Source organism: Neobacillus driksii (assembly GCF_013409995.1).
Classification (GTDB): Bacteria; Bacillota; Bacilli; order Bacillales; family Cytobacillaceae; genus Neobacillus; species Neobacillus driksii.
Genome location: NZ_JACCBX010000001.1, coordinates 106,909 through 122,833 on the forward strand (window position 1 = coordinate 106,909; position 15,925 = coordinate 122,833).

General features: G+C 40.1%; 15 protein-coding genes and 1 pseudogene. 13 read left to right on the top strand and 3 right to left on the bottom strand.

Features of this window, described 5'->3' with window-relative positions; translation table 11 throughout:
• Positions 1 to 40 precede the first annotated feature (40 nt).
• The 3 genes from F4694_RS00555 to F4694_RS00565 are packed head-to-tail and all read left to right on the top strand — an operon-like array spanning position 41 to position 2,442.
• The gene (locus tag F4694_RS00555; protein ID WP_179594959.1) at positions 41 to 1,387 is read left to right on the top strand and encodes a PTS sugar transporter subunit IIC; all 1,347 of its coding nucleotides are present in this window, start codon (positions 41 to 43) and stop codon (positions 1,385 to 1,387) included.
• The gene (locus F4694_RS00560) at positions 1,384 to 2,124 is read left to right on the top strand and encodes a copper homeostasis protein CutC (protein ID WP_179594960.1); all 741 of its coding nucleotides are present in this window, start codon (positions 1,384 to 1,386) and stop codon (positions 2,122 to 2,124) included. The genes F4694_RS00555 and F4694_RS00560 overlap by 4 nt, the downstream gene beginning before the upstream one ends.
• A gap of 12 nt (positions 2,125 to 2,136) precedes the next feature.
• A complete protein-coding gene (locus F4694_RS00565) occupies positions 2,137 to 2,442 on the top strand; it encodes a PTS sugar transporter subunit IIB (RefSeq protein WP_179594961.1) in 306 nt (101 codons plus the stop codon).
• Between the two features lie 23 nt (positions 2,443 to 2,465).
• Here the strand turns inward: F4694_RS00565 and F4694_RS00570 are convergent, their stop codons facing one another.
• Entirely contained in the window at positions 2,466 to 2,615 is a 150-nt protein-coding gene (locus F4694_RS00570) for a hypothetical protein (protein WP_179594962.1), read from the bottom strand.
• 86 nt (positions 2,616 to 2,701) lie between these two features.
• Here F4694_RS00570 and F4694_RS00575 point away from each other — a divergent pair, with 86 nt between their 5' ends.
• The 3 genes and pseudogenes from F4694_RS00575 (at position 2,702) to F4694_RS00585 (ending at position 4,184) form a co-directional block, all read left to right on the top strand.
• On the top strand, positions 2,702 to 3,235 hold the full coding sequence (locus tag F4694_RS00575) for a MurR/RpiR family transcriptional regulator (RefSeq protein WP_257029066.1): 534 nt from the start codon (positions 2,702 to 2,704) through the stop codon (positions 3,233 to 3,235).
• A 41-nt stretch (positions 3,236 to 3,276) separates the two neighbouring features.
• Positions 3,277 to 3,549: pseudogene (locus tag F4694_RS00580) on the top strand (family 4 glycosyl hydrolase); the annotation flags it as partial.
• Between the two features lie 188 nt (positions 3,550 to 3,737).
• Positions 3,738 to 4,184, top strand: coding sequence for a hypothetical protein (locus F4694_RS00585; protein WP_179594963.1), 447 nt, complete (start codon positions 3,738 to 3,740; stop codon positions 4,182 to 4,184).
• Positions 4,185 to 4,256: 72 nt separating this feature from the next.
• Here F4694_RS00585 and F4694_RS00590 read toward each other — a convergent pair whose 3' ends face one another.
• Positions 4,257 to 4,862, bottom strand: coding sequence for a TetR/AcrR family transcriptional regulator (locus F4694_RS00590; RefSeq protein ID WP_257029067.1), 606 nt, complete (start codon positions 4,860 to 4,862; stop codon positions 4,257 to 4,259).
• A 188-nt stretch (positions 4,863 to 5,050) separates the two neighbouring features.
• Here F4694_RS00590 and kynU point away from each other — a divergent pair, with 188 nt between their 5' ends.
• From kynU to F4694_RS31935, 4 genes are all read left to right on the top strand, one after another.
• Positions 5,051 to 6,337 (top strand): kynureninase, encoded by a 1,287-nt coding sequence (gene kynU, locus F4694_RS00595; RefSeq protein WP_179594965.1) that lies wholly within the window; start codon positions 5,051 to 5,053, stop codon positions 6,335 to 6,337.
• A gap of 106 nt (positions 6,338 to 6,443) precedes the next feature.
• Positions 6,444 to 7,835 carry an amino acid permease gene (locus F4694_RS00600; RefSeq protein WP_179594966.1) on the top strand — a complete coding sequence of 464 codons (1,392 nt, stop codon included), beginning with the start codon at positions 6,444 to 6,446 and terminating at the stop codon, positions 7,833 to 7,835.
• A 31-nt stretch (positions 7,836 to 7,866) separates the two neighbouring features.
• Positions 7,867 to 9,000, top strand: a complete 1,134-nt coding sequence (gene ald / locus F4694_RS00605; RefSeq protein ID WP_179594967.1) for an alanine dehydrogenase — start codon at positions 7,867 to 7,869, stop codon at positions 8,998 to 9,000.
• Between the two features lie 165 nt (positions 9,001 to 9,165).
• Positions 9,166 to 9,300 carry a hypothetical protein gene (locus F4694_RS31935; protein ID WP_257029068.1) on the top strand — a complete coding sequence of 45 codons (135 nt, stop codon included), beginning with the start codon at positions 9,166 to 9,168 and terminating at the stop codon, positions 9,298 to 9,300.
• Positions 9,301 to 9,367: 67 nt separating this feature from the next.
• Here the strand turns inward: F4694_RS31935 and F4694_RS00610 are convergent, their stop codons facing one another.
• Positions 9,368 to 10,285: an aldo/keto reductase gene (locus tag F4694_RS00610; RefSeq protein ID WP_179595447.1), complete on the bottom strand. Its 918-nt coding sequence runs from the start codon at positions 10,283 to 10,285 to the stop codon at positions 9,368 to 9,370.
• Between the two features lie 243 nt (positions 10,286 to 10,528).
• Between F4694_RS00610 and F4694_RS00615 the strand changes: the two genes are divergently transcribed.
• The 3 genes from F4694_RS00615 to F4694_RS00625 are packed head-to-tail and all read left to right on the top strand — an operon-like array spanning position 10,529 to position 15,213.
• On the top strand, positions 10,529 to 12,325 hold the full coding sequence (locus tag F4694_RS00615; RefSeq protein ID WP_179594968.1) for a cache domain-containing sensor histidine kinase: 1,797 nt from the start codon (positions 10,529 to 10,531) through the stop codon (positions 12,323 to 12,325).
• Positions 12,303 to 13,883 carry a response regulator transcription factor gene (locus F4694_RS00620; RefSeq protein ID WP_179594969.1) on the top strand — a complete coding sequence of 527 codons (1,581 nt, stop codon included), beginning with the start codon at positions 12,303 to 12,305 and terminating at the stop codon, positions 13,881 to 13,883. Before F4694_RS00615 ends, F4694_RS00620 begins: the two co-directional genes overlap by 23 nt.
• 28 nt (positions 13,884 to 13,911) lie before the next feature.
• Positions 13,912 to 15,213 (top strand): ABC transporter substrate-binding protein, encoded by a 1,302-nt coding sequence (locus F4694_RS00625; protein WP_308806217.1) that lies wholly within the window; start codon positions 13,912 to 13,914, stop codon positions 15,211 to 15,213.
• The last annotated feature ends 712 nt before the right edge of the window (positions 15,214 to 15,925 follow it).

Consider the following 15,925-nt stretch of genomic DNA (forward strand, 5'->3'; position numbering starts at 1 on the left):
GGGATTTTAGATCCCTAATTGTATAAAAGGGGTGTAGTATATGGAGAAAATTCAAAGATTCCTTGAGACCAAGCTTTTACCTGCGGCAACAAGGGTAGCTGGGCAAAGACATCTTGCTGCAATCAGAGACGGATTTATCTCATTTATTCCATTTTTAATTATCGGCTCGATCTTTATCATTATCCAAGATTTCCCTGCACCAGGCTGGCAGGAGCTGCAGGTCAAACTCTTTGGAGAATTTTTTAATCAATTTATCATTCTTCCAAAACGGGTAACCTATGATATCATGTCAATCTTTATTGTCGCAGCTATATCTTATAAACTCGCACAATCGTATCGGATTGATGCCTTCTCGGCTTCTATGTTGTCTATTAGTGGCTTTATCCTGTTAACACCGATTACCACGACGATTGACATTGATGGGACGAGCCACGTGGTGGAAAAGGTCATCACAATTGGCGGCTGGTACGGTACAAACGGAATTATTGTGTCAATAATTACGGCGATAGTGGTAACGGAAATGTTCAATTATTTTATTAAAAAAGGAATCATCATCAAGATGCCTGATGGTGTGCCACCAGCGGTTTCACGGGCATTCTCGGCACTTCTGCCGGGCTTTGTCATCATTGTTGTTATGCTTTTAATCCGATTGTTATTCCTGCAAACACCATACGAAAATATCCATGATTTTATCTATCAAGTAGTTTCATTGCCAATGCAGAGTTTGGTGGCTAATAATATTTTTGGTGCCATCGGAACGGTATTTGCCATAAGTCTTCTCTGGTGTTTGGGGTTAAATGGCGGAACCATAGTAAATGGAATCATGAGACCATTCTGGGTACCGCTTCAGGATGAAAACTTGGCTGCAATCGAAGCTGGGAAAATAGCACCAAATATCATTACCGAGCAGTTCTTTGATATGATTTGGATTGGCGGTGCAGGTGCAACGCTTGCGGTTGTCTTGGTGCTTTTATACAACGCAAAGTCAAAGCAGTATAAGGAACTTGGAAAAATGTCACTGGCACCTGGGTTATTTAATATCAATGAGCCGATCATGTTTGGGCTGCCTGTGGTTCTAAATCCAGTCTTGATGCTTCCGTTAATCCTTGGACCAATCGTTATTACTATCCTTAACTATACTCTGATGGCCCTCGAAATTGTCGCTAGACCGACAGGAGTAATCATTCCATGGACCACACCACCTTTAATCCAAGGATTCCTGATAACAGGACATTGGTCAGGTGCGTTGCTTCAACTTGTCGATATCGTCATCGTTATGCTCATTTGGTTCCCGTTCATTGCCGTGATGGACAAGAAAAAGGTAGCCGAAGAAACGGGTGTTTCTGATAGCAAGAATTCAAAAGGGAAAATGAGCGTTTCGTCATGAGTGAGAATATTGCTGAGAATCAAGAGGAAAAACGTGCTGATTCATTTGGAGATGCAGTGAAGATTGAGCTTATTGCGGCTACTTGTGAGGATGCAAAGAAGATTGAAGCCTATGGAGGTGATAGGATTGAGCTTGTCAGTGCTCTATCAGAAGGCGGATTAACGCCAAGTTATGGGCTCATGAAAGCTGTGATCGAATCTGTCAGCATCCCGGTCAATGTGATTATAAGACCGCATTCACAATCCTTTGTTTATACGGATGAAGAGATTGAGATGATGAGGCAGGACATTAAAATGGCCAAGGAGTTAGGAGCCAATGGTATCGTGATTGGCGCTCTTGATGAAAAAAATCAAATATGTGAACAAAGCCTTAACAGACTCTTAGAAGCTGCATATGGTCTAGAGGTTACCTTTCATCGAGCAATCGATGAACTAGAACATCCAGTGGAAGGAGTAAAAATTCTTTCACACTATAAAAGCATAAATAGAATTTTGACATCAGGCGGGAAAGGAAGCTTGAGTAAGAATAGAGAGATCATCCGAAACATGGTCCTTCACTCCGGTCATATCAAGATATTGGTTGGAGGGGGCTTGAACTTTGAAAATATTAAGGAAATCATGGAAGCGACCAGTGCCCCTGAATATCATTTCGGTACCGCTGTGAGGGTTGAGAGTTCTCCCTTTAAGAACATAAGTAAGGACTTGCTGAAAAAACTCTTTACGCTATTAAAGAAATAGGAGGAACAAAAGATGAATATCATTTTAGTCTGCTTTGCAGGTATGTCAACAAGTATGCTGGTTAGCAAAATGGAGAAGATCGCTGCGGAACGTGGAATTGAGGCTAATATCAGCGCTTTGCCAGCAACAGAAATCTATGATGAACTAGATAGAGCGGATGTTGTTCTGTTAGGACCACAGGCTCGTTATGCCCTTGATAAGGTGAAAAGTGAGGCAGAACCCAAGGGAATTCCCGTTGCGGTTATTGATTCCATTCTTTATGGAACCATGAACGGTGGAGCGGTTTTGGACATGGCAATAGAAATGGCAAAGAAATAAGATTATGAATCAATGAAAAACGGTCAAGCTTTGTAAGCTTGATCGTTTTGACGGTTTTTGTTTTCTTTGTTTCTTTCTTCAAGGAGGGATGCCCCAATCATACGATAACTATCATTGCCTTGTAAGTAGCTATGAACAGCCGCTGATTTATCCTCCGCACTAAACTTAGCCATAAAAAATTCCCTGTATATGTTAGAATGGTGTCTAACCTTTACGGGGCAGATCATTTTGGGGTAGCGTTAAGGGTTGAGGTTGGGAAATGGAACAGTCAGAAAAGGTTTTTTTAGATTACATACATGATAAGGACCTGAATCAATCGGAAAAAGATATTTTGTCCTATCTGATTCAAAAAAAGTTTAAAAGCCAACAGCTAAGTATCCGAAAAGCGGCCAGTGATCTTTTTGTTTCGACGACTTCAATCATTCGAGTTTGCAAAAAGCTCGGTTTTAGTGGATATAGTGAAATTACGTATAACTTAGGTCTAAAAGTAACGAAAATGATTGATTCAGAATCAGAGTCTGTTGCTGGCATTCACGGACCTTACGAGGAAAACCTGAAGGAGTTTAGTAAAAACTTCAAGCTCACTTTTGAGGCAACCGGGGAAAAGAATATAGAAGGTTTTTTATATGAAATTGAGCGTAATAAAATGGTTTATTTCTATGGCGCCGGATTCTCTACTTTATTTTCAAACTATCTGGCAAAAAAACTTGAGTTATTTGGTTACTATGTTTCAAACACTTCTACAAGCGATAGCAGAGCGATCTTTTTCAATAATAAATATCCAAAAGTATAATCTACTGATCATCTTTTCCCGTTCCGGTGAAATCAGCAAGGTCATTGATAAAGTGCAAAGGTCCAGTACCTGAATATGTGGGAGAAATTCCATACTTCCACAAAGCGATGATTGATACTCAGCTTGCTTCTGAGAAAATCTTAGTAGAAGCCATCACAGAAGGCTCTTATGAAAAAGCATTACAAGCATTTATTCTTAATAAGACGATCCCATCTGCGATTGTGGCAAAAAAAATTCTCGATGATTTAATCGAAGCGAATAAAGACTTCTGGCCAACGCTAACAAAAAAGTTTGAAGAAGGCGTATATGTTTAGGAGATTTATAAAAAAAGTGCATGCAGCATGTTGCATGCGCTTTTTTCTTGCATCTTATTAGATGTGGGAAGGCGGGATTGTGCCCAAAAACAGGGGGAAGTAGAAAATTCGGTAACAAAAGGTTTTGGTTTAATCCAAGTGTCGGAAATTTCCTTTTTTGGGTAACTATATAAATAGGGGTGATTTTTGTGGAAGAGTTGAAATATCTAAACCCGACCGAGCTGCTGGAGAAAATCTATGACACGCTTTGCTCCGAGTATGAGGACGAAGCCCATTATGACAAAGATCAAGATAAACAAGATATAGAGGTTACAAAAAAACGGTTAACTAAGAAAGTGTTTAACGAATTTGTCGTTGAGGATGAGTATTTTCTAACCATGGATTCGAAAACATTTAAAGAACGGTATCATTTATTTGAAAAAGACTTCTTTAAACTAATAACCGAATGCAGCAAAAATGGAGTTCCCTATGAAAAATTCATTGAAATCATTGACGACCTGCTAGCTTGCGCCCACTATCGACTAATTGCATTCGAACAACTAACAGGAGAAATCACAAGAATACAAGCAGAAAAAGAACAAGAACAAACAGACTCAGAAGAAGAGATAGTAGAAGAAATAGAGGAAGAAGCATGAATCAGAAATATACAGTGATGTATAAATGGTACCTGTCACCACCTGAGTGATAGGTACGTTCTTCTTCCTGCCTTAGATATACAGTCCTGCGACGTAGATCGAGGTAATTGTTTTTGCTATTTCTTCAACTGATGTATGGTGTTCGTTCCTGACAATCTCCCACAGGTACATTTCATTGGTAAAAAACCAACCCCGTGCCACAATTTCATGATCTAATTCCGCTCGAGCTAACCCATTTTTCTGTGTATAGGCAATGTCCTTTGAAATTCGTTGAATAAATTTTTCCCGTATCATTTTCCATTTATCTGATATTAAGGAAGACACGCCAATTGCCTGTTCAAAGACCTGCATCATATCGCGTTCGGCTTCTGCCATTGTTAAAAAACCATTGGCTTGTTTATAAATAATTTCCTCTGCTTCTTGTTTTGATTTTGGTAAGAAAGAGATTTCCGCAATTTCGTAAAACCGCTCCATGACATCTTCCATCAATACAATTAACAGATCTTCTTTGCCCTCAAAATGAACATAGGCCGTTCCGTATCCGACTTTAGCTTTTTTTATCATTTGTGAGATGGTTGCTTTTTGAAAGCCTTCTTGAAGAAAAACTTCTTTTGCGGCTCCTAGTAATTTTTGCCGTGTCAAAATCGAGCGTAAATGTCGTTTATCCTCTACAGTCATTTTTATTCCTCCACAACTCATTATCTCTAGGATAAAGGGATTTTCTTAAAAAGGGAAGGGGTCGAGTAGTAATAATTCTCTGAAAAAAATAATATTGACACAATGTCATATTCCATAGATAATAATATTGACATTATGTCATATACATTTGTGTAAGCGTTTTTAATACTGTAAAGGGGAGAATCATAATGCTTTTAAATAACTTTCAAGCAACTTTAGAATACGCGAAAGGTTTGGATAAGGAAGATTCTCTTAAGCATTTTCGAGAAGAGTTTTATTTAAAGCCAGGATCCATTTATATGGACGGGAACTCATTGGGCCTTCTTTCGAAAAGAGCAGAAAGAACTCTTTTAGAATCTTTAGAGGATTGGAAAGAGCATGGGATTGATGGCTGGACGCAGGGGAACCATCCATGGTTCTTTATGGCAGAGGAGCTTGGAGAAAAGCTTGCGCCGTTAGTAGGCGGTTCTGCTAAAGAAGTCATTGTGACCGGTTCTACCACTACTAATCTGCATCAGCTTGTTTCGACTTTTTATAAAGCAGATGGTATGCGCACAAAAATTTTAGCAGATGAACTAACTTTCCCATCTGATATTTATGCTCTTCAAAGTCAGCTAAGGATTCATGGATATAATCCGGATGAACATCTCATTCGTGTAAAAAGCCGTGATGGCCGCTTTTTAAACGAGGATGAAATTATTGAAGCAATGACCGACGAAGTTGCATTAATCGTCTTGCCAACGGTTCTTTATCGCAGCGGTCAGATATTAGACATCAAACGTTTAACGGAAGCAGCACACAATAGGGGCATCTTAATCGGTTTTGACGCTTGCCACTCGGCTGGATCAATTCCACATTTTTTCAGTGACTGGGATGTTGACTTTGCGTTTTGGTGCAATTATAAACATTTAAACGGCGGACCTGGCGGTGTTGGAGGCTTATTTGTCAATAAGAGGCATTTTGGAAAAATGCCTGGACTCGCTGGATGGTTTAGTTCTAAAAAAGAAAAACAATTTGATATGGAGCATACATTAACACCTGCTGAATCTGCAGGAGCCTTCCAAATTGGAACTCCTCATGTGTTAAGCGTTGCCCCTTTGATTGGGTCTTTAGAAATTTTCACAGAAGCAGGCATTGAAAATATTCGCGCTAAATCACTAAAAATCAATCAATATTTAATGGATTTAATTGATACCGAACTGGCAGATATGGGATTCTTCATTGGCACGCCAAGAGAAGATGCACGCCGTGGCGGTCACGTGAGCCTTGAGCATAATGAAGCAGCACGAATTTGTAAGTCATTAAAGGAAAACGGCATCGTTCCGGATTTTCGTGCTCCAAACATAATTCGCCTTGCACCAGTAGCCCTATACACCTCTTATGAAGAAGTTTGGAAAGTCGTTCAAATCCTTAAAACCATCATGACAGAAAAGCAGTATGAAAAATTCAAAAACGAACGGGAAGTAGTCGCTTAACGAACACGGTGCCTGTCACCACACGTGGACACTGTCCACCTGAGGCGGACAGTTGCTAAATAAAATACGGACAAAGCCTTTTGGTTAGAGAAGGGGATGAATTAGGATGAAGGATACAAGTAGTGGTGAGGGTTTAAAGAGGGAATTATCAACCGGTCAGCTTTCGATGATTGCGATGGGGATGGCAATTGGGACCGGTTTATTCCTTGGAAGTGGATTAGCTATTGGTACGGCTGGACCTAGTGTGATACTGAGTTATACCATAGGTGCATTCATCGTTTTATTATTAATGGGCTGTTTGGCAGAAATGACGGTTGCCTACCCCACTTCAGGATCTTTTGGGACGATAGCCGATAAATTTCTTCATCCGATGGTAGGGTTTCTTGTCCGGTACTCCTATTGGATTGCTCAGGTTCTTGCTATTGGGGTTGAAATAAGTGCAATTGCCATTTATATGAAGTATTGGTTTCCTGAAGTCCCTGGGATTGTTTGGATTATTGCATTTGCAGCAGTCCTCATTTATGTAAACGCTACTAGTGTGAATGCGTTTGCTACATTTGAGTATTGGTTCTCGATGATAAAGGTTAGTGCCATTGTTGGGTTTATTCTGCTTGGAGCATATGTGTTATTTGGAACTTCTGGCCATGAAGGTGTGGGGGCTAAGAACCTATTCGACCATGGTGGTTTCATGCCGTTTGGTGTAAAGGGAATGTGGATTGCCGTATTCATTTCACTTTTTAGCTTTTTAGGTACAGAATTAGTAGCCGTTACAGCAGGTGAAGCAAAAGAGCCAGATATTGCTGTTCCGAAAGCATTGAAAGCAACGGTATTTCGTTTGAGTGGTTTCTATGTTTTGACGATGGCAATCATGTTGATGATTGTCCCATGGAAATCGGCTGGAATTGAAGAAAGTCCGTTTGTACAAGTAATGGAAATCTTAAATATACCAGGTGCCTCTGGAGTGATGAATTTTATCGTTTTAACAGCTGCTTTATCAGCCATGAACGGACAGCTATATGCTGCCTCACGAACGATGTATTCCTTATCAACTGAAAAGTTTGCTCCAGCCATTCTCAGTAAATTGAATAAAAAAGGTGTTCCAACTACTGCTTTGGCAGCTTCAACGACTGGAATCGGCCTTGCTGCAGCTGTGAATGCGCTGCTGCCTGGATCATCCTATGCCTTCATGATGGGCATATCCATGTTTGGTTCACTTTTTACCTGGTTAGTTATCTTCGTTTCTCACCTATCTTTCCGCAGGAAGTGGGAAAAAATAGGTGGACGCAAACTGCCGGTAAGAATGATTGGATTTCCGTATTTAACGATAGTGGGAGGACTCCTCCTACTAAGTTTAATGATCACAGCATGGTTTACTGATTTCAAAATAATGCTTCAATTTGGTATCCCTTGGCTGCTGTTTTTATCAATTGGTTATTTTATTGTGAAGAAAAAGAACCCTCAGAAATCTGATGATTTGAAGAATAAAGAGGCTGTTTAATCTAATTTTTTAAAAAAAAGGAGAGATTGTCATGATTATTGGTGTACCTAAAGAGATTAAAAACAACGAAAACCGTGTAGCTTTAACTCCAGCTGGTGTCGTTTCATTTGTAAATGCAGGGCATAAAGTGTTAGTTGAGAAAAACGCTGGTGTGTGCAGTGGTTTTTCCAATGAAGATTACCTAAATACTGGTGCGGAAATTATTGAAAATGCGGCAGACGTATGGGCCGGGTCAGATATGATTATGAAAGTAAAAGAGCCGCTTTCAAGTGAATATGGCTATTTCCGTGAAGGCTTACTATTATTCACTTATTTACATTTGGCCGCTGAACCTGCGTTAGCTCAGGCGCTTAAGGAAAAAGTGATACTTGCGATTGCTTATGAAACCGTTTCAATGAATCGTACGTTGCCGCTGCTGACACCTATGAGTGAGGTTGCTGGCCGGATGGCTGCCCAAATAGGTGCGCAATTTTTACAAAAGTCAAATGGAGGTAAAGGAATTCTTCTCGCAGGTGTTCCTGGTGTAAGCCGTGGAAAAGTGACCATTATTGGCGGTGGTATTGTTGGTACAAACGCAGCGAAAATGGCCATTGGATTAGGTGCGGATGTAACGATTATCGACGTAAGTGCTGACCGTTTACGTCAATTGGATGATATTTTTGGCAATTCCATTAAAACACTCATGTCCAATCCATTCAATATTGCACAGGCAGTAGCAGAAGCTGACCTTTTAGTTGGTGCTGTATTGATTCCTGGTTCAAAGGCACCTAAGCTGGTAACAGAAGAAATGATTAAGGCGATGAGGCCAGGTTCTGTTGTCGTTGATGTGGCCATCGATCAAGGTGGAATCGTGGAAACGATTGACCATATTACAACCCATGACAATCCAACCTATGAAACGCATGGTGTAGTTCATTACGCCGTAGCCAACATGCCTGGTGCCGTACCAAGAACTTCTACCATTGCATTAACGAACGTTACCCTTCCATATGCCTTACAAATGGCAAACAAAGGGGTATATAAAGCAATCTCCGAAAACGAAGCGTTAAAACTTGGAGTAAACGTAGCAAACGGTGAAATTACTTTTGAAGCAGTTGCAAGGGATCTTGGTCACGACTATGTAAGTATCGATGACGCTCTGAAAAAAGAATTAGTTGCTCTATAATGCAGTAAAAAGAGGGTGCCCAGAAAGTTAGGGCACCCTCTTTTTGTAGTAAAAGCAGCTGGTCGTTAGGGTCAGTTGCCTTTATGTTTTTGTCATATTGCTGGTTAATCTGGAAATGCTAAGGATACAAGGAGGTTGACTGGAATGAAGCTGAGGAGGTTTTTGATGATGTTGCTTTTAGGTTTTTCTCTTTTTACGATAACGGGTTGTGGAAGGGATGAGCCGCCTGAGGAAGGGGAAAAGCTTGAGGATGTAGAGGAAGAGGATGAAATTGGTGATGGTGAGGTTGATGATGAATAGGGTCTAACCCTTTCGTGCTAACACCACAAAATAGAAGGAGTGCCAAACGGCACTCCTTTGCTTTATATTATGGCAGGATGTTTCCGGCAGCACGATAGATTTCATACCACTCTTCGCGTGTTAGATAGATTTCGCTAGCTTTACAACATTCCTTCAATCGATCCACGTTCATTGTACCAATAACCGGCTGCATTTTGGCTGGATGGCGCAGCAGCCAAGCAATCGCGATGGTGGTATTGCTCACTTCATATTTAGCGGCAATTTCATCAATCTTTTGATTTAATTCTGGAAACTTTTCATTGCCTAGGAATACGCCTTCAAAGAAACCATATTGGAAAGGTGACCACGGCTGGATGGTGATGTCGTTCAGTCTGCAAAAATCAAGCACACTGCCATCGCGATTAATCGCAGAATCATTTTCCATGTTTACATTAATTCCATTGGAAATCATGTTCGCGTTCGTAATACTTAATTGCAGCTGGTTGGCTACAATCGGCTGCTTCACGTATTTCTGCAGCAGTTGAATTTGCATTGGATTTTGGTTGGAAACACCAAAATGGCGCACCTTTCCACTACTCTCTAGGATATCAAATGCCTCCGCTACTTCCTCAGGCTCCATGAGTGCGTCCGGGCGGTGCAGGAGCAGCGTATCCAGATAGTCTGTTTTCAAGCGTTTTAAAATTCCATCGACGGAGTGTAAAATATGTTCCTTTGAAAAATCGAACATTCCTTTACGAATACCGCATTTTGATTGCAGGATGATTTTTTCACGGATTTCAGCATTCATATGTATTGCCTCTGCGAAGATTTCCTCACAGGCTCCACCGCCGTATATGTCCGCATGGTCGAAGAAGTTCGCACCTTGCTCTAAGGCTGTTTGAACAAAGCTTTCAGCCTCGTTCTTTTCAAGTGAATTGATCCGCATGCAGCCGACTGCTACAACCGGTACCTCTAAAGTACTGCTTCCTAGTCTCATTGTTTTCATCATCTATGTCCTCCATTTTTATAAAATTCGGTACATCATTATACAAGTTCGATACTACCAATGGATATTCCTACTCATTTTGACACAGAAGCCTGAAAGTATCAAAATTTACTCCTAAATTGTTCTTATTTTTCCCGGTTTTGCATGTACTAGAGACTAGCAATATTTAAGTGCTATAATGAATTATTCTTATTAATAAAAAATTGTAAGTGTTTCCGGGCTGCTTTTTTGAAGGAGGGTGGCATGTTTTTTTCATTACGCAATCGCTTATTACTTATTTTTACATGTTTGCTAACGATTCCATTTGTGATTCTATCAATTATTATTCCCAGTTTTTTTACGTCTGTTATTCGAGAACAAACTCAAGAGTTGACCATAGAAATGATGGATCAGTTTTCACTTTATGTTGATTCCGTCACTACTCAGGCAGAGGATTTGGGCAAACAGGTGCTTGTTAGCCAGACCACGCAAGAATGGATTCGATTAAATAGACAGGGGGCTGAGAAGGAAGAAATCAATTCATTGATGAACCAACTTAAACAGGATTTATCCTCGATTATGATTAACAATTCTAATGCGATGTCGATTTCGGTGCTGCTTGAGGATGGGACCGGGACTTGGGGCGTTCATCCCTCACTCCATGAAACGGATTGGTATCAGGACTTTAGCCAACATAATCAGGCCTATGTTAAGTCACATTTAGATCCATTTCAGCAAAGTCATGAAATGCAACAAAAGAAAATCAATAGCTATATTTTGCCCCTCATTGATACGAATACGATGATTTCAGCAGGGGTCATTAAGGTGAATTTTCCCTCTGCTTTACTAGAAACTGCTCTAAATAAAATAACTATCGGACAAAATGAGCATACCTATTTGTTAAATCAGCGGGGTGAAAACATTTTGTCAGGAAAGATAGAGACTCCAAATTCAATCCTGAAACAAAGTTTAAAGCAAATCACCACTAGCGATGACAAAGAAGGGCTAATTGAAGCTGCTTATCAGAAGGAGAAGTATTTAGTTTTCTTTCAAAAGCTGCCAGTAGGGGATTGGATCTTAGTCAGTGAAGTGACAGAGTCCAATTTATTCGCAAGGGCCAATCATTTACAGCGAAACCTTCTGCTAACAAGTGTATTACTTTTTTTCATTACGATTGTGGCTTCCCTGATTCTGTCTAACAATATTACTAGTCCTTTAGGAAAACTAGCAAAAGCAATGAGATTTATCGAACGGGGAGATTTTTCAGGGGCAAAACGTTTTATGCCGCACTATAAATCTCAGAATAATGAAGTAGATTACCTCATTAATGTTACAGAACATACGATTGATCAATTGCAAAATTTAATTGAAACAGAATATGAAGCCAATTTGCGCAGGAAGGATGCGGAATATAAAGCCTTACTATTACAAATCAACCCTCACTTCCTTAATAATACGCTTGAAATTATCGGAAGTTTAGCGCTTCAAGGGAAAAATAAAGAGGTCATGAATGTAAGTGTATATTTAGGAAAAATGCTGAGATATTCTCTAAATACAAAAATCAATATTGTGTCGTTAGGTGAAGAAGTAAACTATATTAAAAGTTACACAAACATATTAAAGTTAAGATATGAGGACACCATTGCGATTCAAATGGATGTAGAGCCAGCAACCGTAACAATCCCTGTAATCAAATTTATTCTACAGCCACTTGTGGAAAATGCTGTGAAATATAGTTTTAGTGAAAAGACGTTTGCAGATATTTTTATAAAAACTGAAGTGGTTGGAAGTCAGCTTTGCCTATCAGTGGCTGATAAAGGGATGGGAATGTCTGAAGAGCTCATTTCGGATTTATTATCCCAAACGGATGAAACCGTACACGTATTGGAAAGCAAAGGGAACAGCATTGGGCTAAGAAATGTACTTGGACGATTAAAACTTACCTATGGCGATGACTTTTCCTATCGAATTGAATCTACAATAAATGAAGGAACGAAGATTATATTGCTGATTGATTTGAAAAGGGGGGATAGACAGGATGAAGGTATTAATCACAGATGATGAGATTCAGATTCGAAAAGGATTACGCTTAAAAGTAGACTGGGAAGAAGAGGGGTTCCAACTTGTAGAAGAGGCTTCAAATGGACAAGAAGCTCTTGAAATCCTCCAAACTCAGGATATCGATATCGTGATAACCGATATGAGAATGCCTATTATGGATGGAGTAGAATTAGCCAAACGCTGTCATCAAGAGTTTCCCCATGTAAAAGTCATCGTTTTATCAGGTTATTCCGATTTTGATTATGTGCGGAATTCACTGCAACAGGGCGTTAAAGACTACTTATTGAAACCTGTGGCACCTGATGAATTAGTAGAATCATTGAGGAAGATACGGAAAGAAATAGAGGAAGAGAAAAGAAAACAGGTTGAAATCGCACAAATGAGCCAACTCGTTCATTCTCACTTGCAAGAATTACAGGAACAATTTATCCTTCATTTAGCAAAAGAAGAACGATTACAACTTCCAATTGTAATGGAAAGGCTTAAGCAGCTTCAGCTGGAAGAATTGGCTAATGAAAATGTAAAAGTACAGTTTTTAACGGTGGAAATTAGAGAAAGCCACGATCCCGCCCGGCTAGAGGAACTAAGGATTCCATTTCAATTGTTGTGTAAGGAAATCGCGCAACAGCAAAATGCGACCTATGTGTTTACGGATCCAAGCTATCCTAATATGGTTCAATTTTTACACCTGGTTGATTCCAATTCTTCAACGACCAATCATTTCGTTTTGCAACTTCAACAAACTGTTAACAAGCTATTAAAATTAGAAACAGTCATTGGTATTGGTACCATTGTAAATGGACTTTCAGAATATAGGAGCGGATATATATCCAGTTTACTTGCTTGGAGCCAAAGTCAACTTGGATCAAAGTCACAGATTATCGATCAAACTGCTGCAAGCGAAGAAGTGTTTGACTTTTCTGCGGATTTTGAGAGAAGGATAACCAATTCCATTGAAAATGTTGATTTTGCAGCGTTTAAAGATAACCTGCAGATTGTACTTGAGGGGACAGAAGGACGTTCGGTTATGTCATTTTCCTTTGCGGCTAATCAAGTGCTATTTATGCTGGGTTCATTAGCTAAAAAGTATGATGTCGAGACCAAGGACATTCAAAATACGATCTGGAATTGCCAACAAAATATATGGAAGCTTTATTCTCAACATAAAGTGAAAGAGGACTTGATTCAATTAGCCTCATTAATTATTGAAAGAGTGCGTCTTGCTCGTTTTTCTAATAAGAAGCTAATCGATAGTATCCGCCATTATTTGGACCAGCATTATGCAAGTGAAATATCCCTTACCACCTTATCCGTTTTGTTTCACATTAATAGTGCCCATTTATCGGAAACATTCAAACAACAAGTCGGTCAGAACTTCAGTGATTATCTGGTTAATTTGAGGATGAAACAAGCCAAACAATTGCTTAAAGATAAACAGCTGAAAATCATTGATGTCAGTAACTTAGTTGGGTTTTCAAACTCCGGATATTTTAGCACGGTCTTTAAAAAACATGTTGGACAAACACCTGTAGAATTTCGCAACTCGATAGGGGAATAGGTGGGTTTGTAGGAAGGAGGGCATTTAGGTGAAGAAATGGTTAACACTCATCATTCTTTTGGGTTTAGTGGGATTTGGCTTTTTTACTTTATCAGGTAAAAGTCCAGATAAAGAGAAACCGCCAAAACGAGTGGAGCTGACTTTTTTACGGAATCTAGCAAATCCAGCGTTTAATCAGGCCTACGAAGAGATGGTTGCTGCTTTTGAAGCAACGCACCCCACTATTAAGATTAATATGCAATCGATGCACTGGGGAAGTGAATACGAATTAAGATTGCGTACCGAACTGGCGGCAGGAAACCATCCCGATATTATGGCGATTGATAGTCCTAACCTGGCTCTTTATGCAAATTCTGGTTCGCTATTATCGATTGATTCCTATATGAAAGCGGAAGGGAATATTGAAGATATTCCTGAAGGAGTATTAAAGGGGTTAACCTATAAAGATGAAATTTACCTTGCGCCCATTGTAGAATCGAGCATTGCCTTATTTTACAATATGAATATTTTCAGGGACGCTGGAATCCCTTTTCCTTCAGGAAATCCTGAAAATCCATTGACGTGGAATGAAGTGCTGGAGATTGCTAAAAAAATCAACAATCCTGCAAAAGGTGTGATAGGAGTAGACCCGGCGCAAGGATTTAATGTCGGAGAAGGTCCTGCTTATTTTAAAATGCCGATCCTTTGGCAGTTTGGAGCAGATGTAATTAGTCCAGATGGATCAACCGCAGAGGGGTATCTCAATTCTAAAGAAGCATTAGAAGCCTTGCAATTTTATCAAGATTTATATTTTAAGCATCGAGTAGCGACGGTTGAAATGCCTCCGACTCCTTTTGAAACAGATAAGCTTGGGATGACGGTATTGGGCTCTTGGGCGATATCGGAATTGCAGCAAACTCCTGGTTTTGTGCTAGGAGAAGATTTTGGAGTTGCCCCGCTGCCAAAGGGGCTACATCAAGTGGTCCCGAATGGCGGCTGGGCACTTGGGATATCATCCAAAACAAAGTATCCGGAGGAAGCGTGGGAATTTGTGAAATTCGCTACAGGGTATGAGGGTTCTAAATTGTTCGTCGAAATCTCGGGTGACTTACCTGCAAGATATTCCGTAGCTAAAGACTTTCCTGAACTCAATGAATATCCCAAAAATATCTTTGTCCAACAAGACCAAAACTACTCGAAAAGTCGACCAGTAACTCCAGCCTATCCAGTCATCAGCGAAGCGATTAAGGATCTATTTGAAGATGTCGGGCAGGAAGGAAAAAATGTCGAAGAAGCCGCAAACATAGCTGTCGAGAAGATTAATAATGGTTTAAAGGATATCAAAAAGTAATCCTCTAGTTTGGAAGCTAGAGGATTTTTGCTATGTATGTGAGCATGAATTCTAGTGAATACGCATTCTTGAGGACAATACTTTTCATGTAACCGCTCGATTAGTCCTTAAGCAGGGGGATTGAGGCCAAAACAGGCGGGTGCCCAAAGAGGATTTGTCCTCAACAAGGGGTATTGAGGACAAAACTAATGAGTGCCCAGAGAGGATTTGTCCTCAATAAGGGGTATTGAAGACAAAACTAATGAGTGCCCAAAGAGGATTAGTCCTCAACAAGGCGTATTGAGGACAAAACTAATGAGTGCCCAAAGAGGATTAGTCCTCAACAAGGGGTATTGAGGACAAAACTAATGAGTGCTCAAAGAGGATTTGTCCACAATCAGGGGTATTGAGGACAAAACACGCGAGTGCTCAAAGAGGATTTGTCCTCAATCAGGGGTATTGAGGACAAAACACGCGAGTGCTCAAAGAGGATTTGTCCTCAACAAGGGATATTGAGGACAAAACAAATGAGTGCCAGAGAGGATTTGTCCACAATCAGGGGTATTGAGGACAAAACACGCGCGTGCCCAAAGAGGATTAGTCCTCAACAAGGGGAGTTGAGGACAAAACTAAAGAGTAGCTAAAGAGGATTTGTCCACAATCAGGGGTATTGAGGACAAAACTAATGAGTGCCCAAAGAGGATTTGTCCACAATCAGGGGTATTGAGGACAA

What these genes read in the sequence shown, in the direction of transcription:
- F4694_RS31935 (WP_257029068.1), top strand. Translation starts at nt 9,166, where the DNA reads ATGATGTTGCTTTTAGGTTTTTCTCTTTTTACGATAACGGGTTGTGGA.
- F4694_RS00590 (WP_257029067.1), bottom strand. Translation starts at nt 4,862, where the DNA reads ATGACTGTAGAGGATAAACGACATTTACGCTCGATTTTGACACGGCAA.
- F4694_RS00615 (WP_179594968.1), top strand. Translation starts at nt 10,529, where the DNA reads ATGTTTTTTTCATTACGCAATCGCTTATTACTTATTTTTACATGTTTG.
- F4694_RS00560 (WP_179594960.1), top strand. Translation starts at nt 1,384, where the DNA reads ATGAGTGAGAATATTGCTGAGAATCAAGAGGAAAAACGTGCTGATTCA.
- ald (WP_179594967.1), top strand. Translation starts at nt 7,867, where the DNA reads ATGATTATTGGTGTACCTAAAGAGATTAAAAACAACGAAAACCGTGTA.
- F4694_RS00570 (WP_179594962.1), bottom strand. Translation starts at nt 2,615, where the DNA reads ATGGCTAAGTTTAGTGCGGAGGATAAATCAGCGGCTGTTCATAGCTAC.
- F4694_RS00600 (WP_179594966.1), top strand. Translation starts at nt 6,444, where the DNA reads ATGAAGGATACAAGTAGTGGTGAGGGTTTAAAGAGGGAATTATCAACC.
- F4694_RS00575 (WP_257029066.1), top strand. Translation starts at nt 2,702, where the DNA reads ATGGAACAGTCAGAAAAGGTTTTTTTAGATTACATACATGATAAGGAC.
- F4694_RS00610 (WP_179595447.1), bottom strand. Translation starts at nt 10,285, where the DNA reads ATGAAAACAATGAGACTAGGAAGCAGTACTTTAGAGGTACCGGTTGTA.
- F4694_RS00565 (WP_179594961.1), top strand. Translation starts at nt 2,137, where the DNA reads ATGAATATCATTTTAGTCTGCTTTGCAGGTATGTCAACAAGTATGCTG.
- F4694_RS00620 (WP_179594969.1), top strand. Translation starts at nt 12,303, where the DNA reads ATGAAGGTATTAATCACAGATGATGAGATTCAGATTCGAAAAGGATTA.
- F4694_RS00555 (WP_179594959.1), top strand. Translation starts at nt 41, where the DNA reads ATGGAGAAAATTCAAAGATTCCTTGAGACCAAGCTTTTACCTGCGGCA.
- kynU (WP_179594965.1), top strand. Translation starts at nt 5,051, where the DNA reads ATGCTTTTAAATAACTTTCAAGCAACTTTAGAATACGCGAAAGGTTTG.